This window comes from Kordiimonas lipolytica, from assembly GCF_001550065.1.
The window spans coordinates 433,246-457,178 of sequence record NZ_LRUB01000017.1; the positions used below are offsets into that span (position 1 = coordinate 433,246).

The 23,933-nt window shown below is 57.8% G+C and carries 19 protein-coding genes and 1 tRNA gene; 10 read left to right on the plus strand and 10 right to left on the minus strand.

Features of this window, described 5'->3' with window-relative positions; translation table 11 throughout:
- Positions 1-51: 51 nt before the first annotated feature.
- From KORM41_RS10120 to KORM41_RS10130, 3 genes are all read right to left on the minus strand, one after another.
- A complete protein-coding gene (locus tag KORM41_RS10120) occupies positions 52-906 on the minus strand; it encodes a 3'(2'),5'-bisphosphate nucleotidase CysQ (RefSeq protein WP_068144011.1) in 855 nt (284 codons plus the stop codon).
- A 29-nt stretch (positions 907-935) separates the two neighbouring features.
- The gene (locus KORM41_RS10125; RefSeq protein WP_068144013.1) at positions 936-2,279 is read right to left on the minus strand and encodes a TldD/PmbA family protein; all 1,344 of its coding nucleotides are present in this window, start codon (positions 2,277-2,279) and stop codon (positions 936-938) included.
- Between the two features lie 108 nt (positions 2,280-2,387).
- The gene (locus KORM41_RS10130; RefSeq protein ID WP_068144014.1) at positions 2,388-3,275 is read right to left on the minus strand and encodes a dienelactone hydrolase family protein; all 888 of its coding nucleotides are present in this window, start codon (positions 3,273-3,275) and stop codon (positions 2,388-2,390) included.
- 191 nt (positions 3,276-3,466) lie between these two features.
- Here KORM41_RS10130 and KORM41_RS10135 point away from each other — a divergent pair, with 191 nt between their 5' ends.
- Positions 3,467-5,170, plus strand: coding sequence for a U32 family peptidase (locus KORM41_RS10135; RefSeq protein ID WP_068144015.1), 1,704 nt, complete (start codon positions 3,467-3,469; stop codon positions 5,168-5,170).
- A 39-nt stretch (positions 5,171-5,209) separates the two neighbouring features.
- Here KORM41_RS10135 and KORM41_RS10140 read toward each other — a convergent pair whose 3' ends face one another.
- The 3 genes from KORM41_RS10140 to KORM41_RS10150 form a co-directional block, all read right to left on the minus strand.
- Entirely contained in the window at positions 5,210-7,423 is a 2,214-nt protein-coding gene (locus KORM41_RS10140) for a toll/interleukin-1 receptor domain-containing protein (protein ID WP_068144016.1), read from the minus strand.
- A gap of 329 nt (positions 7,424-7,752) precedes the next feature.
- A complete protein-coding gene (locus KORM41_RS10145; protein WP_068144017.1) occupies positions 7,753-9,264 on the minus strand; it encodes a UbiD family decarboxylase in 1,512 nt (503 codons plus the stop codon).
- A 58-nt stretch (positions 9,265-9,322) separates the two neighbouring features.
- Positions 9,323-10,165: a sterol desaturase family protein gene (locus KORM41_RS10150; RefSeq protein ID WP_068144019.1), complete on the minus strand. Its 843-nt coding sequence runs from the start codon at positions 10,163-10,165 to the stop codon at positions 9,323-9,325.
- Between the two features lie 97 nt (positions 10,166-10,262).
- Here KORM41_RS10150 and KORM41_RS10155 point away from each other — a divergent pair, with 97 nt between their 5' ends.
- A complete protein-coding gene (locus KORM41_RS10155; RefSeq protein ID WP_068144021.1) occupies positions 10,263-10,982 on the plus strand; it encodes a Crp/Fnr family transcriptional regulator in 720 nt (239 codons plus the stop codon).
- A 17-nt stretch (positions 10,983-10,999) separates the two neighbouring features.
- Positions 11,000-12,391: a hypothetical protein gene (locus KORM41_RS10160; protein ID WP_068144023.1), complete on the plus strand. Its 1,392-nt coding sequence runs from the start codon at positions 11,000-11,002 to the stop codon at positions 12,389-12,391.
- A gap of 9 nt (positions 12,392-12,400) precedes the next feature.
- On the opposite strand, the gene hutI is transcribed toward KORM41_RS10160, so the two are convergent.
- On the minus strand, positions 12,401-13,603 hold the full coding sequence (hutI, locus tag KORM41_RS10165) for an imidazolonepropionase (RefSeq protein WP_068144024.1): 1,203 nt from the start codon (positions 13,601-13,603) through the stop codon (positions 12,401-12,403).
- Positions 13,604-13,708: 105 nt separating this feature from the next.
- Here hutI and KORM41_RS10170 point away from each other — a divergent pair, with 105 nt between their 5' ends.
- From KORM41_RS10170 to hutG, 5 genes are read left to right on the plus strand one after another with little or no spacing between them, the layout of a single operon-like run.
- Positions 13,709-15,085, plus strand: a complete 1,377-nt coding sequence (locus KORM41_RS10170; RefSeq protein ID WP_068144026.1) for a formimidoylglutamate deiminase — start codon at positions 13,709-13,711, stop codon at positions 15,083-15,085.
- A complete protein-coding gene (hutC, locus tag KORM41_RS10175; RefSeq protein ID WP_068144028.1) occupies positions 15,082-15,807 on the plus strand; it encodes a histidine utilization repressor in 726 nt (241 codons plus the stop codon). The genes KORM41_RS10170 and hutC overlap by 4 nt, the downstream gene beginning before the upstream one ends.
- Positions 15,808-15,844: 37 nt before the next feature.
- On the plus strand, positions 15,845-17,503 hold the full coding sequence (hutU, locus tag KORM41_RS10180) for a urocanate hydratase (RefSeq protein WP_068144030.1): 1,659 nt from the start codon (positions 15,845-15,847) through the stop codon (positions 17,501-17,503).
- 17 nt (positions 17,504-17,520) lie between these two features.
- The gene (gene hutH, locus KORM41_RS10185) at positions 17,521-19,074 is read left to right on the plus strand and encodes a histidine ammonia-lyase (RefSeq protein ID WP_197420928.1); all 1,554 of its coding nucleotides are present in this window, start codon (positions 17,521-17,523) and stop codon (positions 19,072-19,074) included.
- Entirely contained in the window at positions 19,071-19,865 is a 795-nt protein-coding gene (hutG, locus tag KORM41_RS10190; RefSeq protein WP_068144032.1) for an N-formylglutamate deformylase, read from the plus strand. The genes hutH and hutG overlap by 4 nt, the downstream gene beginning before the upstream one ends.
- A gap of 3 nt (positions 19,866-19,868) precedes the next feature.
- Here the strand turns inward: hutG and KORM41_RS10195 are convergent, their stop codons facing one another.
- Together KORM41_RS10195 and KORM41_RS10200 are read right to left on the minus strand one after the other, a co-directional pair.
- A complete protein-coding gene (locus tag KORM41_RS10195; protein ID WP_068144033.1) occupies positions 19,869-20,324 on the minus strand; it encodes a methyltransferase family protein in 456 nt (151 codons plus the stop codon).
- Between the two features lie 35 nt (positions 20,325-20,359).
- A complete protein-coding gene (locus tag KORM41_RS10200; protein WP_380084400.1) occupies positions 20,360-20,779 on the minus strand; it encodes a VOC family protein in 420 nt (139 codons plus the stop codon).
- A gap of 72 nt (positions 20,780-20,851) precedes the next feature.
- Between KORM41_RS10200 and KORM41_RS10205 the strand changes: the two genes are divergently transcribed.
- Positions 20,852-21,418, plus strand: a complete 567-nt coding sequence (locus KORM41_RS10205; RefSeq protein WP_068144036.1) for a PAS domain-containing protein — start codon at positions 20,852-20,854, stop codon at positions 21,416-21,418.
- Positions 21,419-21,421: 3 nt separating this feature from the next.
- Here KORM41_RS10205 and KORM41_RS10210 read toward each other — a convergent pair whose 3' ends face one another.
- Positions 21,422-22,753 carry an amidohydrolase gene (locus KORM41_RS10210; protein WP_068144037.1) on the minus strand — a complete coding sequence of 444 codons (1,332 nt, stop codon included), beginning with the start codon at positions 22,751-22,753 and terminating at the stop codon, positions 21,422-21,424.
- Between the two features lie 194 nt (positions 22,754-22,947).
- On the opposite strand from KORM41_RS10210, the gene KORM41_RS10215 reads away from it, so the two are divergent.
- Positions 22,948-23,037: transfer RNA gene (locus KORM41_RS10215), tRNA-Ser, on the plus strand.
- Positions 23,038-23,933: the final 896 nt, after the last annotated feature.

Here is a 23,933-nt window from a genome sequence, read left to right on the forward strand (position 1 = left end):
CATACACAAAAAAAGGAAATTGAAGGTTAACGTGGCCGAAAGATTCAGAGATCAGGCGGCGACATGGCGCCAGGCGGCAAGGGCCGGTTCCACACGTTCCATGATGGCGCCCCTCAGGCCCGGGGTGCTGGCCACGATATGGTCATGCAGTGGCTTTTTTCGGTTGAACAACAGGCCTTTGCCTGTACCGGTTGTCAGTTGTCCGCCTGCTTCCGACAGGATCAGGTCTGCGGCCGCCACGTCCCAGTCGTTCTTGGGCCTGAGTGTCACGCAGCAGTCAAACTGCCCGTCCGCGATCTGGCAAATCCTGAGAGCGATGGAGTTGGCCTGTTCTGTGTGCATGGACTTCGGCCATGGCTCCGGCCATATTTTTTCCGACTTGAAGGCGCATGGGTCGCCCATCATACGGGCTTTTGTCAGGTCTGATTGGCCGCTCACACCAATGTTCATGCCGTTCTTCGTGGCGCCGCGCCCTTCCTCGGCAAAATAGAAGGCGTCTTTCACCGGCGCATAAAAGGCTGCCAGAATAGGCTTCTGGTCCTGCACCAGGGCAACGGATATGCCCCAGTCGTCACCGTTCCTGAGAAACGCGCGGGTGCCGTCTATTGGGTCAACAACCCACAGGCGGCCACACCTGAGCCGCTCCGGGTGGTCTTCGGTTTCTTCCGACAACCAGCCATAGCCCGTGCGGTTCTGCATCAATGTGGTGCGCAAAAACTCATCAACAGCCATATCGGCTTCGGATACCGGGTTGTTGGGTGATTTGTCCCAGGCGTGACAATCGCGCGAGAAATAGGATAGGGCGATCCGGCCTGCCTCTTCGGTCACAGAGCGGATAAGCTTTGCATCGTCCGTGCGGTCCCACGGACAGGTATCTTCGTCAAAAAGTTCGCTACTTGTGCTCACACTCTGTCTCGGCTTGGCCTCAGCCTGGTTTATCCTGCCCCCGCGACGGTCATTCCTTCAACCCGAAGGGTCGGCGCGTTGATGCCGTAACGGAATGACAAGTCTGATGCTGGCACAAGATGCCTGAACATTTCCTTAAGGTTCCCGGCAATGGTGAATTCGCTGACAGGCTCCGCGAGCTCGCCATTCCTGATGCGGAAGCCCGCGGCTCCCCGGCTGTAGTCTCCGGTCACGCCGTTCACGCCCATGCCGATCAGTTCGGTCACATAGACGCCATCCTTGATGTCTGCGATCAGGTCCGACGGGCTCACCTCACCGGGCGCCATATAAAGGTTGCTGTGCGAAATGCCGGGTGCCGAAGACGTGCCGCGGCTCGCGTGCCCCGTGACCTCAAGCCCTAGCTGGCGTGCGGTGGCGGAATTCAGCATCCATGTCTGCAGGATGCCGTCTTCCACGATGGCACATTCGCCGACACTTACACCTTCGCCATCAAACATGCGCGACGAAAGCCCGCGTACCTTCAGGGGATCATCGATTATGGTGATGCCAGTGGCGAAAATCTGTTCGCCCATCTTGTCCTGCAGGAAGCTGCTTTTGCGCGCGATGGCACTGCCGTTCACGGCGCCGGAAAGGTGGTTGACGAAGGATTTGGAGATGCGCGGGTCGAAGACAAGCGGCATGCGGCCGCTGGCCATCTTCTGCGCGCCCAGGCGTTTCACTGCACGCTGGCCGGCTTCTGTGCCTACCCAAGCGGCGCTCTGAAGGTCGCTGAAATGCCGTGCGCTTGTGAATTCATAATCGCGCTCCATGCCCGTGCCTTCCCCTGCGACGGCGGAGGAGGAAATGGAAAAGCTTGACCCCTGATAGTGGCCGGAAAAGCCATGGCTGGTGACAAGCGAAATGGCCCAACTGCTTGTGCCCGCGCTTGCGCCTGAACTGTTGGTGACACCTTCGACCGCACGGGTCGCGTCTTCCGCTTCGCGGGCCAGGTCTGTCAGCTGTTCGGCGGAAACGTCTGTGGCGTCATAGAGATCCAGCTCCGCCAGGGGGCCGGTGTGCAGCCTGTCCTCGGGTGCCAGGCCGCAATATTCGTCGTCCGGCACGGCTTTGGCCATGGTCACCGTGCGTTCCACCAGTGCCTTCAGGCTGGCCGGGCGCCGGTCACTTGTGGACACCATTGCCTGCTTCTTGCCAATCATGACCCGAAGGCCGATGTCTTCGCCTTCCGACCCGTCCACATCCTCCAGTTTGCCCTCGCGCCAGGACACGCTTTTCGACCGGGCATCGACCGCGACGGCATCGGCGGCATCGGCACCCGATTTCATCGCGCTTGAGACAAGGTCCTGAAGCAGGTTGAGGGTTGTATCGGTCATGAAAAATCCTTGGGAAATAAGATCAAAAACATGGCCGACACTAAGCCATAGAACGCGCTGGCGTTCAATGTTGTTTTGGGCTGTTTTAGGTTGATGCGGGCGAAAAGCCTACACTAGGTGCTCTGCGAAAAACGCCAGCGTGCGTGCCCAGGCAAGCTCGGCGGCCTCTGCGTCATAACGGGGCGTGGTATCATTATGGAAACCATGGTTCGCGCCTTCATACATATGCATAGTGTAGGCCTTATTGTTTGCCTTAAGCGCCGCTTCATAATCCGGCCAGCCCGCGTTCACGCGTTTGTCCAGTTCGCCAAGGTGAATAAGGAGCGGGGCGTTAATGTTTGGCACGGCCTCGGCGCTCACGCCGCCGCCATAAAAGGGCACGGCCGCCTTCAAGCTGGGCACTTCCGCGGCAAGCCGGTTTGACACACTGCCGCCGAAGCAGAAGCCCACACAGCCGACATTGCCGGTGGTGTTGGGGTGTTTCTCAAGGAAGCTGACCGCGGCCTTGAAATCCTCGACCATCTCGTCGCGGTCGCGCTGGCGCTGCATCATGCGGCCATCGTCGTCATTACCCGGATAGCCGCCAAGCGGATAGAGCGCGTCAGGCGCCAAGGCCACATATCCCGCAACCGCCAGCCGCCGCGCCACATCGCGGATATAAGGGTTCAGGCCGCGGTTTTCATGGATCACCACCACGCCGGGACGGGGGTTGGTGTCGCAGGCGTCAATGGGGCGCACCAGATAGCCCATCATGGTGCCCGCCCCGTTCGGGGACGGGTAGAGAATGTCTTCGCCCACAATGCGCATGTCGTCTGGCTTCACCTGTTCGGCCAGCGCATAATTCGGGAGCAGGCTGTTCGCGAGAGCCGTGACCGTGAGGCCGCCGACGGCGAAGCGGCCCAGCCGGTTCATGAAGGTGCGGCGGTCGATAAAGCCGTGGGCATATTTGTCATAAAGATCCAGCACTCCCTGCTGTGGTGTTATCTGGTCGCTCATTGTTCTGTCCTCCCATCCCTGTCTCGAGGGGTAGCATATCATACAATCCCTGATATGCGGTACGGTGTCGCGCATGGGTCTGGATCAGCCAAAAAGCTGGAAAATCTGCGGAAAATGGCGTATGACGCGCCCCAACCGGCTCCTTGGGGTGCCAGAAAGCTAACGTGCGAGCGATGAAGAAGAGTGACCAAATGAAACTGAAAACAGCTACAGGACGCCGGTCTGAACTGTTGATGCCTGCGGGCAACCTGGAAAAGCTGAAGGCTGCTGTTCTCTATGGCGCTGATGCGGTTTATCTGGGCACGCCGGATATGAGCCTGCGCACCAAATCCGCTTTCTCGCTCGAAGACGTGGTTGAAGGTGTGAAGTTCGCGCACGAACACGGCAAACGGGTTTACCTCACGCTCAACCTCTTCTCCCATAACAAGGACATCACCAAGCTGCCGCAATATCTGGAGACGGTACGCAAAGTGGCGCCTGACGGCCTGATCGTGGCAGACCCCGGCGTGTTCATGTTTGTAAAGGAACAGGCGCCTGAGCTTGAACTGCATATCTCAACGCAGGCGAATGTGTGTTCCTGGCAGTCGGTCAAATTCTGGGAAGACCTGGGCGCGGGGCTTGTGGTTCTGGGGCGTGAAGTGTCGTTCGAGGAACTGAAGGAAATTCGTGAAAAATGCCCCGGCATCAAGCTTGAAGCCTTTGTTCACGGCAGCATGTGCATGACTTATTCGGGGCGTTGCATGCTCTCTAACTTCATGGCGGAACGCGGCGCCAACCAGGGTGCATGCGCCAATTCCTGCCGCTGGAAATACAAGGTGCATATGCGCCTGAAGGACGGCACAGTAAAGGAACTGCCGCTCACTGAAGAAAACCTGGAGCTGTTTGAATTCCTCATTGAGGAGGAGTACCGACCGGGGGACCTGCTGCCGATTGAGGAAGACCAGCGCGGCACCTATATTCTGAACAGTAAAGACCTGTGCATCATGCCGAAGCTGAATGACCTGCTTTCCATCGGCGTCGACAGCCTGAAGGTCGAAGGGCGCGGCAAAAGCCCCTACTATGTGGCCATGGTGGCGCGGGCTTACCGCATGGCGATTGATGCCTGGTACGAAGACCCTGAAGGCTGGTCCGCTGACCCATTCATGAAAGAGCTGACCACCGTGCCATCGCGCGGCTACACGCTGGCGTTCCACGACGGGCGGCTCACGAACTATGCGCATGGGTTCGAAGATACCTACACGCTTGCGGACCATGAATATGCGGGTCTTGTGGAAGACGTGACCGACGATGCCTTTATCGTACGGGTCAAGAACAAGCTGGTTGCGGGTGATGTGGTGGAGTTTGTGCCGCCAAGTGCGCGAGAGCCCATGCTCCTTAGGGTCTATGAGTATGAAAATGCCGAAAACGGCAAGATCACCACAGAGGTGCACGCGGGCAACACGCCGCTTATCCGCCTGCCGTTTAATCTGTTCGATCAGGAGACAGTGGAAAGCTTGCAGGCGGATTTCCCACCCATGACGATCCTTCGGAAAGAAAAGGCGTTGACGGACGATCAGTGGGCGCGCTTGAAGCTGGACGCCGAGGCGAGAGCGCTTGAGCAGGGCCGGGGCAATGCAGCGGTGTATGAGCAAAAGCGTGGGGCGCTGCAGGATGCGCTGGATGAGCGCCGGTCGGAACTGCGCCTCCGCACACCGCGGCGCGGTACTGAAGGCTGTTGCGGCAAGGGCTGTAATGGCTGTCTGGTGTTCTGGCACGACGACAAATACGCCAAGGCTCGCGAGATTCTGGCGAAGAAAAAGCAGGGTGAGATGCTGGCCCGCAAGCTGACGGACGAAGATATCGCCGCGCTTGAGGCGGAGCAGGCCGCAGATGAAGCCCAATTGGCTGCAGGCTGACCCAAGGACGGGCAGAGTTAGGAGAGCCCGCTGGGGGCGTTATTCGCGCCTGTCCAGTTGCGGGTTGTTAACCACATATTTGGGGCTGCCGACCTGGAAAAGGATAGGCTCATCATACCCCATGGCCTCCAGCTCTGCTTGAATCCCGCGTGCCATGTCGCGCATGTTGGCGCCTTCATAGCATTGGGCCAGCATCGCCTTGGTCGGGGGCGATAAGCTTGCGGGGCTGTTTTCGGCACGGGAGGCAAAAGCAAGCCAGGTTTCCTGAGCCTTTTCAGGGCCGCCTAAATCCTGCTGTAGCCACCCCGAAAGGAAGGACACTTTCGCTTCCAGTTCAAGGGACTGCGGCATCCGGTGGAAATGATCAGCTTCCGCGTTCAGGCTTTCACGCACTTTCGCCAACAGGTTATTGGCTTTTTCAGGCCTTCTTTCTGCCAATGCCAGCTGCGCTTCAAGATAGTGCCCTTTATAAGAGGCCAGTCGCCGCTTGCTTCTTGAATTGTCCCGGTTCAGTGCTTCCGCCAGTTGCTTTTGTCCAACAGCCAGGGGGGCGACCGCCTTGTAATGTTGCCCAGTCTGAATATAGAAAGCCGCCAAATTGATATAGGCTTCACCGGAGTCAGCAAGCCACATGGTGTTTGCAGGATCTGTGGTTGTGAGCAGGTCAAAGCCTGATGCACCCGCTTCCATCAGATGCTGGCTCTCCACGGTCTTGCCCTGCTGCAGCAGCAGTTTTGCGATATATTGTTTGGTCATCAGGCCGCGCCTCTTGAACCGGAGGTTTTTCGGTTCGCGCTCTATGAGCATGTCGAATATGGCCTGCCGTTCTCTGAAGGCCTTCAGGGCAGCATCATACGCGCCCCGAAGCATGTGAATTTTGCCGAGATAATGATAGCTGCTGGCAAGGTCAACATAGGCGCGGTTGCTGTGGGGCGCTGCCTCGGCCAGTTCTTTTCTTGTGGCCAGGCTTTGTTCTGCTAATGGGAGTGCTTCTTCAATGTTGCCAAGCGGGCCAGCCAACAGGTCGGCCAAAACGCCCTGGGAATCGGCCACTTGTTCGCGGGCGTTGGCGCGCCTCTCGGCCTCCGTGTCAGGGCCGTTCGGATGAGCCGGTATGATGTCCTGCTGTGAATGAAGCCTAAGTCTCTCACGGTAGTCTGCTTCCGCGAGCTGGTAATCTCCCGTTCGGGCAGCTAGATAGCCGCGAAAGAACAGGATGATACCCATGCGAAATTTCAATAATTCCTCATCAGGCCTTTGTGCGATCAATTCACTGACAATGTCGAAAGCCTGGTCAAACTGTTCCTTGGCTTTGTCGCTGTGCCCCTGGCGGTCATAGGTCTGTCCCAGCCGCAGCATGGCACCAGTCAATCTGATAGCTTGCCCGGGAGAGAGCGTGTCAAAGTCCTGTTCGGTATAATAGTTTTTGACCTTGGTGACGATTTGTTCGGCAGATTTCAGGTGCCCAACTTTCAGCAGATCATAGTAGGCGGTTTCCAGCATGAAGAAAGCCATGCTTTCGGCGTCAGAACGCCGCATTTTCGATATTTCGCTCATTTCCTCGGCAATGGTCTGGAGCTGTTCTGCTTCCTGCCGCGCCATGCTCGCTTCATAGGTCAGGGCGCCCATCACTGACATGCCAATGAAAGCCGCTGCTGTGACTGCGATCATGTTTCTTTGTCTGTGCTGTTCTTCCCGGCGCACAAGGTCATTGAGGCCCACGCCGATCATGCCTGCCACAATCTTTTGCAGTCCCAGTTTCTTGCCGTCACCTTCAGCGCGCAGGTCGGCGGCAAGCCCTTCTGCTGACAGTCCCGCTTTTTTACCGTCTTCTGTGAAGCTGTGCAGCAAGGCTTCCGGGAAGCATTCTTGTTCGGGATTGTCCGCGAAAGGCATGCCGTCCACGATCATGCACAGGACCTGTCCATCGCCGTGAGTTTTCTTGAACTCAATGATCTCGCGATTAACGAGCTTTGACTTTGCGGCCCTTGGAGAACACAGCACGATCAGGAACTCGGATGCCTTGAGCGCTTCAGACAGCCGGTCTGTCAGGCGGTGTGCAGCGGGTAGTTCATCCCGGTCACGAAAGATGGGGGCCAGGCGTACTGGCACTTCGCCCAAGTCTGTTTTTTGGCCAACGAGGGACTTCGGAACCTTATAGGATTCGAGCGATTTCAACAGCCATTCGGCCCAGACCTTGTCGGCGTGACTGTAGCTGATAAAAGCCTTGTACCGAAATTGTGATACAGACATTGCACCCCCATGCATGTGCGTTTTTAAGCGCTTATCGGTCGACCGATAAAAACAACCTTTGCGGCCTTTTAAGGGCCTGCTGCACTTATTGATGACAGATTAGGGCGTGTGGCTCAATTCAGGATTGCGCGAAGAATGGCAGTTTTTTGCGCCATAGAGCTTATATTGTTCGTTTACCTAAAAGTTTACCTTGTTTTCTGCGGTTTTCCTTAAGGCTGACGGATAAGATGAATCAAGATAATCTATTGGTGTGTCAAAAACGGTAAAAGGCTTTTGAACTGGTGGTGCTGGGAAGGGGCGTGCGAATCTGCTGAATTGAGGGGCAAAGGCTACTTCTTCCAGATTTTCGGGTTTTCGCCTGGGATGCCAAGGCTGTTCCAGATGGCGTCGACCTTGTCGACCACCTTATCTTCCATGTAAATCTCGGTGCCCCATTCGCGGTGGGTTTCATTGCCCACCTTGTTGGTGGCGTCCATGCCCAGCTTGCCGCCAAGGCCGCTTTCAGGGCTGGCGAAATCAAGATAGTCGATCGGTGTGTTCTCCACCGTCACGATATCGCGCACCGGGTCCATCCGGGTTGAAATCGCCCACATCACGTCTTTCCAGTCGCGCGCGTCGATATCATCATCCACCACAATCACGAACTTGGTGTAGACGAACTGGCGTAGGAAGGACCAGACCCCCTGCATCACGCGCTTGGCGTGGCCGGCATAGGCCTTCTTGATGCTGACGACCGCGATCCTGTAGCTGCAGCCCTCCGGCGGCAGCCAGAAATCTGTTATCTCCGGGAACTGCTGCTGCAGAAGCGGGATGAACACTTCATTCAGCGCCTCGCCCAGAATCGCAGGCTCATCCGGCGGCCGACCTGTGTAAGTGCTCAGGTAAATCGGGTCTTTCCGCATGGTGATGGCGGTGATGGTGAAGACCGGGAATTTCTCAACGCTGTTATAGTAGCCCGTGTGGTCGCCATACGGGCCCTCATCGCGGTAGTCATCCAGGCTTACAAAGCCCTCAAGCACGATCTCCGCCGTCGCAGGCACTTGCAGCGGCACGGTCTTGCAGTCCACCAGCGGCACCTTCTTGCCCCTCAGAAGCCCTGCGAACTGATATTCCGAAAGCGTGTCCGGCACCGGCGTGACAGCCGCCAATATGGTGCCTGGGTCCGCGCCGATGACAACAGCGGCAGGCACGGGCTCGCGCTTTTCATCTTTCCAGCGCTGATACTGCTGGGCACCGCCCCGGTGCTTCAGCCAGCGCATCAGGGTCTGGTTCTTGCCCAGCTTCTGCATCCGGTAGATGCCAAGGTTATAATTGTCTTGGGCTTTGTCAGACGGGCCTTTGGTCACCACCAGCGGCCAAGTGATCAGCGGTGCGGGCTCGCCCGGCCAGCAGGTCTGGATCGGCAGCTTGTCGAGGTCGATATCGTCGCCGGTCAGCACCACTTCCTGCACGGGCGCTTTCTTGACGCGCTTCGGCTTCATCGAAAGCACCTGCTTCGCCAGCGGCAGCAGGTCAATGGCGTCCTTGATACCGCGCGGCGGTTCCGGCTGCCTGAGGAAGGCCAGCGTTTCACCCACTTCGCGGAGCTCATCCGGCTCGCGGTTCATGCCCCAGGCCACGCGCTCAACGGTGCCGAAAAGGTTCACCAGCACCGGCATGTCGGATTTTTCACCGCGTTCGTTCAGCACATTTTCAAACAGCAGCGCCGGCCCGCCAGCGTGGAGCACGCGGGTTTGGATTTCCGTCATCTCCAGTTCGGTGGAAACGGGTTCCTTCACGCGTACCAGACGGCCTTCGGCTTCCAGCCTGTCGATAAAATCTCTGAGTGAATCATAAGCCATAGAAGGGCTTATAATAGAGCTCGCAAAAAAGCGCTATGGCGAAATTGTCGCGCGCCTTCTATTCCGCGGGCGTTGGCGCTGTGGGCGCTGTTTCCTCAAACGGCGTGGTCTCATCCCGCACCAGGGGCCACAGAAGCTGGGCACCGGCGCTCATCGGCGTAAGGTTTTCAACGCCATATTCCCTGGGGTAGCTGCGGGTGATTTTGGCGGTGCCGAACAACACGTCCCAGAAGAACAGCAGGTTGCCGAAATTGCCCTTGTAGTTGGTCGCCGGGTCGGCGGAGTATTTGCCGTGGTGGGAAAAGTGGGTCGATGGCGTGCTGATGGTGCGTTCCACCACCCACATCAGGGGCGACAGCCATTTGATGGCATAGAGCTTCTTGTCCCAGCAGACATTCGAATGGGCACCATAGATCACCAGCAGCTTGAAGATGATATAGACGGCATAGATATGGCCAAGGCCAAGGTAGATCAGCGCGCCCGCGAACCACAGCGACGGCATGAAGGCGTAATAGAGGATATTGTTCCGGTACACGATACGGATGCTCATATATTCCGCGTTATGGTGCGACCGGTGCAGGCCATATAGCCACGGGAAGGTGTGCGAGGCACGGTGCCACCAATATTGCATCAAATCGTCAAACACCAGAAACAGGGCGACGCCTGCGTATATGGGCGCGTCTGCCAGCGCGCCGGCGGCGTCTGGCGCGATCCAGCCGCTCACATATGTGGAGGCCATCAGCACAGCTGGCTGTGTGGCGGCCAAGAGGAATATGCTGCCAATGATTTCCACCCACTTGTCTTCGGGCTTTTCATTGGCGTGAGAAAAGAACGTGGAGCGTAACGCTTCAGCCGCTGCGAAAGCGAAAAAAATTGCAAAAAGAATAAGCCCGTATGGCATGTGTCACGTCCCTTCCAATGCGGCCAGTGGCCTTCCCCTGATGTGCACAATAACCTTTATTCTTGGCCAGGAATGTTAACTAGTTTACATTCTGTGCATGAGCTTCATTTTCAATTTCGGCATTCCCGGCCTGATGGAGGTGCTGCCGCCTGAGATGCGGGCGCGCTTCGATGCCATTGGCGCCGTAAAGCGCTATCACCACAAGCAGCATATCCAGAGCAGGGGGGACCGGACAGCCGGCTTTTCGGTGATAAAGTCGGGATCGGTTGTTTTCGGCAAAAGCGACAGGGAAGGGCGTTTTATCACGACAGCCGTTCTGGAAGCCGGGCAGTGCTATGGTGAATTCACCGTGTTTGGCGGCTTGCCGCGCACCCATGACGGCTACGCCGAAGGCGAGACGGTCATCAGCCATTTGTCCAAGGCCCAGTTCGACCAGCTTCTTTTGGATGAACCAACGCTTGCAGCACCCATCATCTCGCTTCTGACGGTCCGGCTGCATCACATGCTGGAATGGGTCGATGACCTGAGGCGCTATCCGCTCAAATACCGGCTGGGGAAGGCGCTCTTGTCGATGGTGAAGGGCTCGGGGGATGCTTTTATCGCCGCAACTCAAAGCGCCCTTGCGGACCTGATGGGCGTTAGCCGTGTGGCTGTCGCGCAGGTGCTGGCGGACTATAAAGCCTTGGGTTTTGTCGCCACCGAATATGGCGGCGTGCGAGTGCTGGACAGGGGCGGCCTCAGGGCTTGGCTGCAAGGGTTTGAAACCATAGACCCGGTTGTGCCGACAACGCCCCTCTTTACAGACGCAGCGCTTTAGCTTGCGGTGATGATCCTGTGAGGGGGCACGCCGCCAACATAATAGGCCAGTTCGGCGGGCTCGCTGATATTCAAGGCATGCAGGTTTGTCCTGTCTGCGCCGATCTGCTACATGTGGCTGAAGTCAGACTGATGGGGGATATGATGCGATCACTGTGGTTGGGCTTGAGCCTGATATTCGCAGGTTTCTCTGCATGCGCTGCAGATGAGGCCATCTTTGAGCGCAAGGTACCGATGATGATCCGGTTGACTGTCTACGTGGCTGGAGGGTCGGTCACGCTGAGCCAGCCTGCTTCGTGCCAGATGGAAAAGAAGCTGTTGCGGAATGGTTGGGTGCAAAGCGGCAGAGATACATTTGACGCCCCTCCCATTGAGCATGAGTTTGCAGATGGGTCCGGTTTAATCATCGATTTCCCCCATAACGTCTGTAACTGGGAAGTAAAGTCGGTTCGATCAGCCTTTCATCATACTCCAAAAGGAGCCAAGCGGAGCATTGGCCGGATTCTAGCGAATGTACGTTGGGTGGATAATATGTATGCACCCAGAGAAGTGGAGATATTGACCCCGCACAGGGTGGATGGTGTGCCGCCCGGACATTTGTTGGGTGTTGATGTTTCTTTCGAGTGGGATATTGATGGCGATCCCGAAGGGGCCGATTTCAAGAAAATTGCGGACAGATTTTTGGAAACTGGCGAGGCACCACAAGAAAAATCTGTCCAAGCTTTTAAGCGACCTCAGGTGCCGGTGGTTGTAACGCCAGCCTTGCGTCCAGCACTAAAGCCTTATCTGGCTCTTCGCAATTCGGCAGACGCATGCAAGGCGATGGAGTTAGGATTCTTCTCGCTGCCGCTTGTCGTATATGAAGATTATATCTGGCGTCGGAATGAGCCGTTCTCTGAGGCGCTCTCGCGTATTACGGGCGATGTCTGGTTGACTCCAGAGCGCAATCCCGCCTTGTTCAAAGGGCTGGCTGCAGTACAAGAAGGGAAAAGAGGGCGCCCTAATTATTATGTAGATTTTGGGCTGCTGCGTTTATTGATGGATCGTCAGAAAGAAGGAAAGGAAACCGCTTTGCCATATGTTTGGCCACGTTATGACGCAGATGTATGGCTGGTGGAGCAACGCACCCGAAACGAACGATTTTTCAAAGTATCCGATCAGCCACTTGTTTCACGCAATAGTAGGATGACCACCTACAAAAAATTCCCGAACCATTTGTCGTGTACCGCTCCGCTAGATGCGCTTCCTGGGCGGGAAATAGTATTCGGTGGGCGCGAAGACCCGGTGATAGGCCTGAAGGCGCATCTGGCCGAGCCGCACCAGAAAATCTGGTTCTATGAGGCTGGAAGCAGGCGACTGTTCCAGCTCACAAATGCCACTGCAACCGGTGTCGGGGCTACCCTACATTAGGTGGGCGGCCTAAGATGCCCGGATAATCTTTTCGGGCGGCACGCCGCCGACATAATAGGCCAGTTCTGCGGGCTCGGAAATGTCAAACAGCAGGATGTCAGCCTGTTTGCCCACTTCAAGGCTGCCAAGTTCAGCTTCCAGACCCAAGGCCCGTGCGCCATTCAAAGTGATGCCACGCAGAGCTTCTTCTGGTGTCATGCCAAAAAGTGTACATCCCATGTGCAGCATCAGCTGCAGCGACAGCACAGGTGAACTGCCGGGGTTGGCATCTGTTGCCAGGGCCATCTTCACGCCGGCCTTTCGCATCATCTCTACCGGCGGGCGCTTGCTTTCCTGCAGCACATAGAAGGCGCCTGGCAGCAATACGGCAACGGTGCCACTGTCCGCCATGGCGCGTACGCTTGTCGCACTTGCATATTCCAGATGGTCGGCTGATAAGGCCTGATAACGGGCAGCCATTGCGCCGCCTGAAAGGTCTGATAGCTGATCCGCGTGCAGCTTCACCCTGATGCCATGCTTTTTCGCGGCGTCGAACACGCGCGCCGTTTGCTCCGGGCTGAAAGCGATGCCTTCGCAGAAGGCGTCGACCGCGTCGGCCAGCCCTTCTTTTGCGATCGCGGGGATCATCACATCGCACACATGGGCGATATAGCCGTCTTTATCATTCCTATATTCCGGGGGCAGGGCATGGGCGCCCAGGAAGGTGGTGCGCAGGCGCAGGCCGACCTCTTTCGCGGCAGCCCTGGCGGCCCGCAGCATCTTGACCTCGTCTTCAAGCGTCAGGCCGTAGCCGGATTTGATTTCAACCGTGGTCACGCCGTCTGCGGCCAGCCGTTTCAGGCGCTTCACCGCAGAGGCTGTCAGCTCTTCCGCGCTTGCAGCACGAGTGCCCTTTACAGTCGAGAGGATGCCGCCACCCCGGCGCGCGATCTCTTCATAGGACACACCGTTCAGGCGTTCTTCGAATTCGCGGGCGCGGTTACCGCCATAGACAATGTGGGTGTGGCAATCAACAAACCCAGGGAATGCCCATATGCCGTTACCGCTGATTTCCTCAACAGCAGACGCGCCAGCGGGCAGGTCAGTCACCGGGCCAACGAAGGCGAGTCGGCCATCCTTGACACCAATCGCACCATCCATGATGGCACCGTAGGGCGCGCCGCCCTCTGTCATGGTGGCGACGTTGATGTTGCGCAACAGCGTGTCAAACATAGGCTTTCCCTTAACCTTCCTCCCCCAGCCTTTTCGAGTATCACAAGATTCGATTGACAGAAAGTATCACTTGTATGAACTTGTATATACAAGTTGGAGAGGGCGATGCAAAAACATTATTTTTCCGAAGGTCTGGTGGGCAAGGATTGGCTTTTTGATATCTGCCTGACCGTGGCGCCGGACGGCATGATCACCGCGCTTGAAAGCGGGGTGAAGGCCCCTGCGGGCACGCCTGTACACGGCCCTGTGCTGCCGGCCATGCCCAACCTCCATAGCCACGCCTTCCAGCGCGCGTTCGCTGGCCTTGCCGAATTCCGTGAAGCCGGCGCGTCTGACTTCTGGAGCTGGCGCACCGCCATGTATCATTTCGCCCGCCACATGACGCCCGAGGCGGTCGAAGTGATCGCAAGCGCCTTGTATGTGGAGATGCTGAAGGCCGGCTATTCCGCGGTGGGCGAGTTCCACTATTTGCATAACGCGCACGAGGACCAGTCGCTTGTGATGTCCGAAGCGGTCCTGAAGGCGGCGGACAAAAGCGGTATTGCGCTCACACACCTGCCGGTTCTTTATCAGGCGTCCGACTTCGGGGGCGAGCCGCCGCTTTCCGGGCAGGCACCCTTTATCCACACCACTGATGATTTCACGCGGCTCCTGAAGGTCCTGAAGCCGCGCTTTGATGGCCGCCACAGGCTGGGGCTGACGTTCCATAGCCTGCGTGCCGTGCCAGAGGAAAGCTTCGCGCCCGCGATTGACGCAATCGAGACGCTGGATATGAAAGCGCCTATCCACATCCATATCGCCGAACAGACCCGCGAAGTGAATGCCTGCATGGACTGGGCGGACAAGCGCCCGGTTGAGTGGCTGCTGGACACCCAGAATGTGGACGAGCGCTGGTGTCTGGTGCACGCAACCCACGTGGTGGAAGCCGAGTGGCGCGGCATGGCCGAACGTGGCTGTGTTGTGGGCCTGTGCCCCACAACGGAAGCCAATCTGGGTGACGGCATTTTCCCGGCGCATGAATTCATCAAAGCGGGCGGTCGCTTCGGCGTCGGGTCCGACAGCCACATCAGCATTGATGCCCGTGAAGAACTTCGCCTGTTGGAATACGGCCAGCGGCTGGCGCGGCAGGCCCGCACGGTCCTGACGGGCGCGGAGGGCGGCCATACGGGCGAGCATTTGTGGCGGCAGGCGGCAAAGGGCGGCGCGCAGGCGTTGGCGCAGCCGATTGGCGAGATTGCTGTGGGCAAGCGCGCAGACCTGATCGTCCTTGATCGGTCCGCCCCCATGTTCGCGGGCGCGGCCTACAGCCAGATTGTGGATGCTTTAGTGTTCAGCGGCCAGTCGAACCCCATCACGGATGTGATGGTGGCGGGCGACTGGATTATCCAGGATGGCAAGCACCCGCAAGAAGACGAGATCTTTGGCCGCTACAATGAGACCGTGGGCCGCATCGCCCGCCTGATGGAAGAGGAAGGCGCATGATCCCGGTCCCTCGTTACGAGCAGGTCAAGCGCCATATCATGGATGCCATCGAGGCAGGTGATTATGATGCGGGCGACAAGCTGCCGAGTGAAAATGAGCTGGTGCGCGAACTGAGCGTATCGCGCATGACGGTCAATCGCGCGCTTCGGGAACTGACGGAAGAGGGCCATATCGTTCGCCGCGCGGGCATGGGCAGCTTTGTCGCTGACCGCCGCATGCGCGGCCATGCCGCCGATATCCTATCGATCCGCGGCGAACTGGAAGCCCGCGGTGAGGAATGGTCAGCCACTGTTCTGTTCCAGGAAGAAATCGCGCTGACAAAGGATGTGGCCGTCGAGATGGGCCGAGCCGCGGGCGACAAGGTTTTCTACCTGCTGATTGTCCACAAGGGCGACGACATGCCGATTGAGCTTGAAGAGCGCTGGGTAAACCCCGAGATCGCGCCCGAGCTTCTGGCACAGGATTTTACGGCTTCTACGCCAACGGATTATCTGCTCGCGGTGGCACCGCTTCTGCGGGCAGAGCATGTGGTGCGGGCGGTTGCACCCACAAACAAAGAACAAAGGCTGCTTGAGATTGAGGCAGGCATTCCCTGCCTTGAAATCAGCCGCCGAACATGGACCGGGGAGCGGGTCGCGAGCTATGCGCGGCTACTTTACCCCGGTGACCGCTATGAACTGACGGCGCGATTCTCCCCCGTGGGTGCGCCGGCAACCCAATAACAACGAAGAATATCCGTTCAAAAGAAGGGACAAGAATATGAAAAACCGCCCTGATATCCATGCGCCGCACGGCGCGGAGCTGACATGTAAAAGCTGGGCTACTGAAGCGCCCATGCGCATGCTGATGAACAACCTGGACCCAATGGTGGCCGAAAACCCAGAAGAACTTGTGGTTTATGGCGGCATCGGCAAGGCTGCGCGTAACTGGGAATGCTATGAGGCCATCATCGCCACCCTGCGCGGCATGGAAGAAGATGAAACGCTTCTGGTGCAATCGGGCAAGCCGGTGGGCGTGTTCAAAACCCACACAGATGCACCGCGCGTCTTGATCGCCAACTCCAACCTGGTGCCACACTGGGCGACGTGGGAGCACTTTAACGAGCTCGATAAAAAAGGCCTGATGATGTACGGCCAGATGACGGCGGGATCGTGGATCTACATCGGCAGCCAGGGCATCGTTCAGGGCACCTACGAGACGTTCGTTGAGATGGGCCGCCAGCACTTTGGCGGCAGCCTGAAGGGCAAATGGATACTTACGGCGGGCCTTGGCGGCATGGGCGGCGCGCAGCCGCTTGCAGCCACCATGGCGGGCGCAAGCTGCATGGCTATCGAATGCCAGGAAAGCCGTATCGACTACCGCCTGAAGACTGGCTATCTGGACACCCGCGCCGACACGGTCGAGGAAGCGCTGGCGATCATTGAAAAATCCCACGCGGAAGGCAAAGCCATCTCTGTTGGTGTGCTTGGGAACGCCGCTGAAATCCTGCCAGAGATGGTGAAAAAGGGCATTCGCCCGGATGCGCTGACGGACCAGACATCGGCGCACGACCCCGTGAACGGCTACCTGCCGATTGGCTGGACGGTTGAGGAATGGTTCACCAAGCGTGAGACCGACCCTGCGGCTGTGGCCGCTGCGTCGAAGCCGTCGATGGCGATCCATGTGAAGGCGATGCTTGAGTATCACGCGATGGGCGTGCCCACCGTGGATTACGGCAACAACATCCGCCAGGTGGCGTTCGACGAAGGCGTGAAAAACGCATTCGATTTCCCGGGCTTCGTGCCGGCTTATATCCGTCCGCTTTTCTGTCAGGGCATTGGCCCGTTTCGCTGGGCCGCGCTTTCGGGTGACCCGGAAGATATCTACAAGACCGACCAGAAGGTGAAGGAACTGATCCCGGATAACCCGCACCTGCATAACTGGTTGGATATGGCGCGTGAGCGCATCCAGTTCCAGGGGCTGCCAGCACGCATTTGCTGGGTCGGCCTCGGTGACCGCCATCGTCTGGCCCTCGCGTTCAACGAGATGGTCAAGAATGGTGAGCTGAAGGCTCCTGTGGTGATCGGCCGCGACCATCTGGATAGTGGTTCTGTGGCGAGCCCTAACCGCGAAACTGAAGCCATGATGGACGGCTCTGACGCGGTAAGCGATTGGCCGCTTCTGAACGCGCTTCTGAATACGGCGTCGGGCGCTACGTGGGTCAGCCTCCACCACGGCGGCGGCGTGGGCATGGGCTTCAGCCAGCATTCGGGTGTCGTGATCCTATGTGACGGCACGGAGGCTGCCGCCAAGCGCGTTGGCCGTGTACTGTGGAATGACCCGGCGACGGGCGTGATGCGCCACGCGGATGCGGGCTATGACATTGCCAAAAATTGTGCACGCGAGAAGGGCCTGAACCTTCCGATGCTCGACAAGTAGAGAGTGGGGACACGAACATGACAGTGCATAAAATGATCCGCAAGGCAGGCCATTTCAGCCTGCAGGACCTACGGCATATCTATGAGAAGCCAACAGAGCTGACGCTCGATAAGTCCGACCAGGCGCGCATTGATGCCGCCCGGCAAACGGTGACCGACCTGATCGACCGGGGCGACACCGCCTACGGCATCAACACCGGTTTTGGTCTGATGGCCAACACGCGCATCAAGGCATCGGACGTTGAGAAGCTGCAGGAAAACCTGGTACTTTCCCACGCGACTGGCACGGGTGAGCCCTTGAAGGACGGTGTCGTGCGGCTTGTACTCGCGCTGAAGTCCACCTCTCTTGCGCAGGGCCATTCCGGTATCCGCGGTGAGGTGATCGATGCGCTCTTGAAGCTTCTCAGCCACGGTGTGTACCCTGTGATCCCAGCGAAGGGGTCTGTGGGCGCATCGGGTGACCTGGCGCCCTTGGCACACATGTCTGCGGTACTTCTGGGGTACGGTGACGTGCGCCATGAAGGCAAGGTGATGGACGCGAAAAAAGGCCTGGAGATGATCGGCCTCAAGCCGCTGAAGCTTGGTGCCAAAGAAGGCCTCGCGCTTTTGAACGGCACGCAGGTGTCGACCGCACTTGCACTTTCGGGCCTGTTTGAGATCGAGAATGTCTTCGCTTCAGCTATGATCGCGGGCGCCATGAGCGTGGATGCCATGAAGGGCTCTGACGTGCCGTTCGATCCGCGCATCCATGCGGTCAGGCGCCAGCAGGGCCAGATCGACACGGCGGCCATGTACCGCAGCCTGTTGGCTGGCAGCGATATCCGCACCAGCCATGAAGACTGCGAGAAGGTGCAGGATCCATACAGCCTCCGCTGTCAGCCACAGGTGATGGGCGCGGCCCTTGGTGTGATGCGCCAGGCGGCGGACACGCTGTTGACCGAAGCCAATGCCGTGACCGACAACCCGCTGATCTTCCCGGACGAGGGGGATATCCTCTCTGGCGGCAACTTCCACGCTGAACCGGTGGCCATGGCGGCCGACATGCTGGCGATTGCCGCATGTGAGATAGCAAGCATTTCCGAACGCCGCACGTCTCTTCTCGTGGACCCGAAAATGTCCGGCCTGCCGGCGTTCCTGGTGGAAGACGGCGGCCTGAATTCGGGCTTTATGATCGCGCAGGTAACAACGGCTGCGCTGGTGAGCGAGAACAAGACGCTGGCGCACCCCGCAAGCGTGGACAGCATCCCCACATCGGCGGGGCAGGAAGACCATGTCTCGATGGCAACTTTCGCCGCTCGCCGCCTGCATGACATCGCTTTCAACGCCAGTGCGGTGATTGCTGTGGAGCTTTTGGGTGCGGCGCAGGGGATCGACTTCCACCGGCCACTCAAGTCCAGCGAGCCGCTTGAGGCGGTCTATGGGCTCATTCGTGAACGGGTAGATTTCTACAAGGAAGACCGTTACTTTGCCCCTGATATTGAGGCCGCGCGGGAATTGGTGGCCTCCGGTAGCCTGAATGGCTATGTGGAGACGCTCCTGCCGTCCGCAAGCTTTGGGAGCCAAGCGCTTTGACGCAAGTCTTTGACCTTAAGAGGGGGCATAGCCCCCTCATTATCTCCATGCCGCACAGCGGTGAGGAGCTCGGGCCGTACGCAAGCCGGATGACAGCCGACGCGCTCAAGATCGCGGATACGGATTGGCACCTGCCTGCGCTCTATGGCTTTCTGACCGGCATGGACGCCACGGTCCTGCATGCGCATTATTCGCGCTATGTGATCGACCTCAACCGCGATCCATCGGGCAAAAGCCTGTATCCGGGCCAGAATGTCACCGAACTGTGCCCCACCACCACGTTTGATGAGCAGCCTGTCTATCTGCCTGGGGAAACCCCGCATGAGGCGGAACAGCGCGACCGTGTGGACCACTATTGGAAGCCGTACCATAATGCGCTCGCTGCCGAAATTGAGCGGGTGCGCCATATCCACGGCTATGCGCTTTTGTGGGATGCGCATTCGATCCGCTCGGAAGTGCCGCGCTTCTTCGATGGCCGCCTGCCGGACTTCAACCTGGGCACTAATGACGGCCTGTCCTGCAGCCCGGATCTGGCTGAGGCCGTGTTCGCGGTGGCGCAGCAGGCTGAGGGCTATAGCGCCATATTGAACGGCCGTTTCAAGGGCGGTTTCATCACCCGCAAATACGGCCAGCCAGCGCACGGCGTGCATGCCATCCAGCTTGAACTGTCGCAGATCACCTATATGGAAGAGGTCTTCCCTTACAGCTATTTGCCGGAGCGCGCCAGAAATGTGGCCCAGCCCATTCAGGCGATGCTTGAGGCCATGCTGGACTGGAGGCCGCAGAGTTAGGGACTAAAGCCAGCGGCGCACTTTCTTTTTAAAGGTGCGATAGTCTTCACCAAATAATTCCTCGAGCCGTCGCTCTTCGGGCAGGATGAACCTGATGGTGATGATGCTGATGAAGAGCACAAAAGGCGCCACAGGCCAATAGCCACCCGTCAGCGGCCACAAGCCGACAAGGGCAAGCACCATACCCAGATACATAGGGTTGCGGCTGAAGCGGTAGGCGCCTTCTGTGATCAGCTTGTGGGCATCCTCCCCCGGATAGAAGCTGGTGCCTGCAGCCACAAAGCGGTTCTTTTCCCGCAGGGCCAACCAGATGCCAAAGGCTGTCAGGGTTAGTGGCCAGAAGCGCACGCCTATGCTGCCGGTCTCCATGTATCCGATGCCTAACATCAGTATAGCTGTCAGCAGAAACAGATGGGGCGGCAGAATGCGTGGCACATTGGATTTCTCTGACAGTTTCATTTAACTCCCCCGGGGTTTTGTACATTGATTGCGCGCTATTTCGCGAAAAGCTGGGATGGGTCCTTGAAGGCCTTCAACTCGATGGCGTTTCCGGCGGGGTCGAGGAAGAACATGGTGGCCTGCTCGCCTACTTCGCCTTCGAACCGGATGCCGGGTTCGATTACGAACTCAATCTCCGCTGCAGCAAGCTTGGCCGCCAGAGCGTGCCAGTTATCCCAGTCCAGCACCGCGCCATAATGGAAGCTGGGCACCTGCTTACCGTCCACATCATTGGTGTCTGCCTGCCCAAGAGGCGTGCCCAGATGAACCACGAACTGGTGGCCGAAGAAGTTGAAATCGATCCATTTGTCGCTGGAGCGGCCTTCCGGGCAGCCCATCAAATCGCCATAGAAAGCGCGGGCTGCGGCAAGGTCGTCAACCGGGACGGCAAGGTGAAATGGCGGAATCATTAAAATGCTCCCTATAGCGTGACTTGTACCATAAGTTGTGAGACTATCAGCTGTCTCTGGGGGAAGAGAATAGCAGCAATGATCCGAAGTCAACAGAGCGTGGAGCTTGAAAATCGCTGGCGGCTATGGCCGAAGGCGGATGGTGCGCGTGTGCCACACAGGAACGAGTTCAAACCTTATGAATTGCCGGCGCTTGTGCCGAACCTTGCCGTGGTCAGGCTGAAGGGGGAACGATGTGTCGTTTTGATGGCGGGCACCAACATCACAGAGCGAATCGCGGCCGAAATCACAGGCCTGGATTACATGGCCTTCATTGCCCCAGCGCAACGGGGCCAGGTGCTGGATGTGTTGAGAAAGGTTTGTGGCCAACCGGCTGGTTGCTGCATGCACCTGGATAGCGATTATTCGCGCGGGTATACGCTCAAGCTGGAAATCACGCTTTTGCCGGTGGCGGGAGACGGCGGTACAGGGGATTGCATCTTGGCGCTTTCGGTGTCGCGTCCCGGAGCTTTGGAAACACCAGCCCCCCATTTCCTGGGCGACCCGATCACAGCCGACTGGCAAGAGCCGGGAGAATGGATCGACCTGGGCTACGGCCTGCCGGCAGAAGCCGGCAAGCTGGGTGAGTTCAAGGTTACCATCTAGGGGTTATTTCCCAAGGAGATCCAGTGCGATTACTGTCATAGCCTCCACGCCTGCCTTGATAGATGGTTCAGGCGCAATCTTGAACAGCGGCGAATGGTGCCCGGCAACAGCTGGGCCGCCATTCTTTTCCGCGTCAAAGGCTTCCTGCGGTGTGCCGCCCACGATGAAATAGAAGCCCGGAACGGCTGGGTCTACCTGGCTAAAATAGGCGAAGTCTTCTGCGCCCATATTCTTCTGCTCGTAATAGGCCACCTGGTCTTCGGGGAAATGGCCCCGCAGCACATCATCTAGGCGGGCTGTCAGCGCCTTGTCGTTCACCGTTGTTGGTGTGCTTTCAATCGAAAGTTCAACTGTTGGCAGCTTGTCTTCCGGCAGGCCTGCCACACGGCCTGTGTTTTCCGCGATGCGCTTGATGCCCTGCAAAAGCTTGTGCCGGACTTCCTCGTCGTTCGAGCGCACGGTCAGCGTCAGCTCTGCCTTGTCGGAGATGATGTTGTTCTTGGTGCCCGCGTGGAAGGTGCCTACGGTAACAACGCCCGGCGAGAGGGGTGAAATTTCACGTGCCACCAGTGTCTGCAGCGCATTCACGATCTGGGCGCCGATCACGATCGGGTCCTTACCCAGATGCGGGGAAGCGCCGTGTGTGCCCACGCCGTGCACCGTGATATGCACGCTATCCGATGAGCTGTACATAATGCCGGGCCGGTAGACGATCGTGCCGGCTGGGGCTTGTGCTGCCACATGCAGCGCCACGGCATAATCAGGCCGCGGGAATTTTTCATAAAGGCCGTCTTCGATCATGGCCTTGGCGCCGCTGATGATCTCCTCTGCCGGTTGCCCGACCAGAAGAACGGTGCCCTGCCATTTGTCTTTCATCGCCACCAGTTGGCGGGCTGTGCCCACAAGCCCGGTCATATGCATGTCGTGACCGCAGGCGTGCATCACAGGCATTTCAACCCCGGCCATATTCACCTGCCGTTTGGTGGATGCATACGGCAGGCCCGATTTTTCCTCAACCGGCAGGCCGTCCATGTCGGCGCGGATCAGAAGTGTTGGCCCTTCGCCGTTCTTCATCATGGCCACCAGGCCGGTTTTGCCAACGCCGGTGGTGACATCGAACCCGAGCGCGCTCAGCTCTTTCGAAAGCCGTTCTGCGGTCGCGCTTTCGCGGAAGGAAAGGTCAGGGTTCTTGTGCAGATAAACAAACAGGTCCTCAAGATAGTCATAGTCTTTGGCAATGGTGTCCTTGAGGCTGTGATTGTCGGCGGTGGCCGTCAGGCTTGTGCAGGCCATCAGGCCAATAATGGTTGCGGTTTTGAAAATTGATTTTTTCATCTTGTCCCTCAAATCCCGTTGGTAGGCGCTGCCGGAACGCGGCGGCGGGGCTCCGCCATGCTTTCTTTTGTTCCGGTTTCAGTCGTAAGTTGTTGCTACGAATATAGGGGGATTCGAAAGGGGGTCGAATTTTTTTTATGTCTGGTTTGATTGTGTCGTTGACTCAGGGGGCGCACTTGGCTATCCACGGCGGCGGAGAGGTGGCCGAGTGGCTTAAGGCGCTCGCCTGCTAAGCGAGTTGGGGCTAACGCCCCTCGCGGGTTCGAATCCCGTCCTCTCCGCCATTGCGACCAGTAGGTTGTGCTTGTTGCTAAGTAATTGAAATATAACAATTATTTAGCGATTGGGAGGTTGATTGGTTTCAGCCGACTTATTTCCAGCGCGACCAGTTCAGTCGCGAAATCTGATTCCATAGCAAGGAATCGGGGGTTCTTGAGGTCACTCCGTTGATCGGTGAGAACAAATGGTTGCTCAGTTGCTGACATAAGCAAGTCTTTAACCTTTCTTGCGAACGTCGGACACAGACCCGTAGAGGCCCTTAGGGCACTACCAAGGTCGGTGATGAGTGATTAGTCTATTCTAGACAAGTAGTGAGCAATAACTGCTCAATGAAAGTCTCTTGTAGGCGCCAACTCTTGGCTGTTTGGGGATAAATTCCCCGCGCAGAGCGAAGAGGATAGTTGGATCGGATACCCACACGGTATCTGCGAAGGCTGGCGCGCATCTACAAGATGACAACCCTCCCTTCATGATTCAGCGTTTGTCAGAACCTCAGCAGGCAAAGCCTAGCAAAAGATCTGACATGTCCTCTTCGCGTCTGCGTTTTCCAGAGCAAGGAAATGAGCATGACGAAAGCTTCTTTGATAATTGCTCAACCGGGCATGCCCGGTAGCGAACCTGTTGTTCAGCCAACAGTAACCTGGGGACAGTGCGTAGCTGGTAACGGCTGCGTGCCAAGCGTCCCGACAATGTATCCCCGAAAGGCATGTCGTCCCGCAAGGGTTCGGCATGGATTCTGCCAGCAGCAAGGCGGATGAGGAGCTAGGTTGGATGGTATGATAAACGCAAGTGAACTGTCGATAAACGTCGTGAAGGACCAAAGGCTCAAGCTGCTAGATAGGGCCTTAACCAAAAGGTGTGTGGCCGGTCCGTCCACTTGGCGGTTGGGCGGCGCTGACAT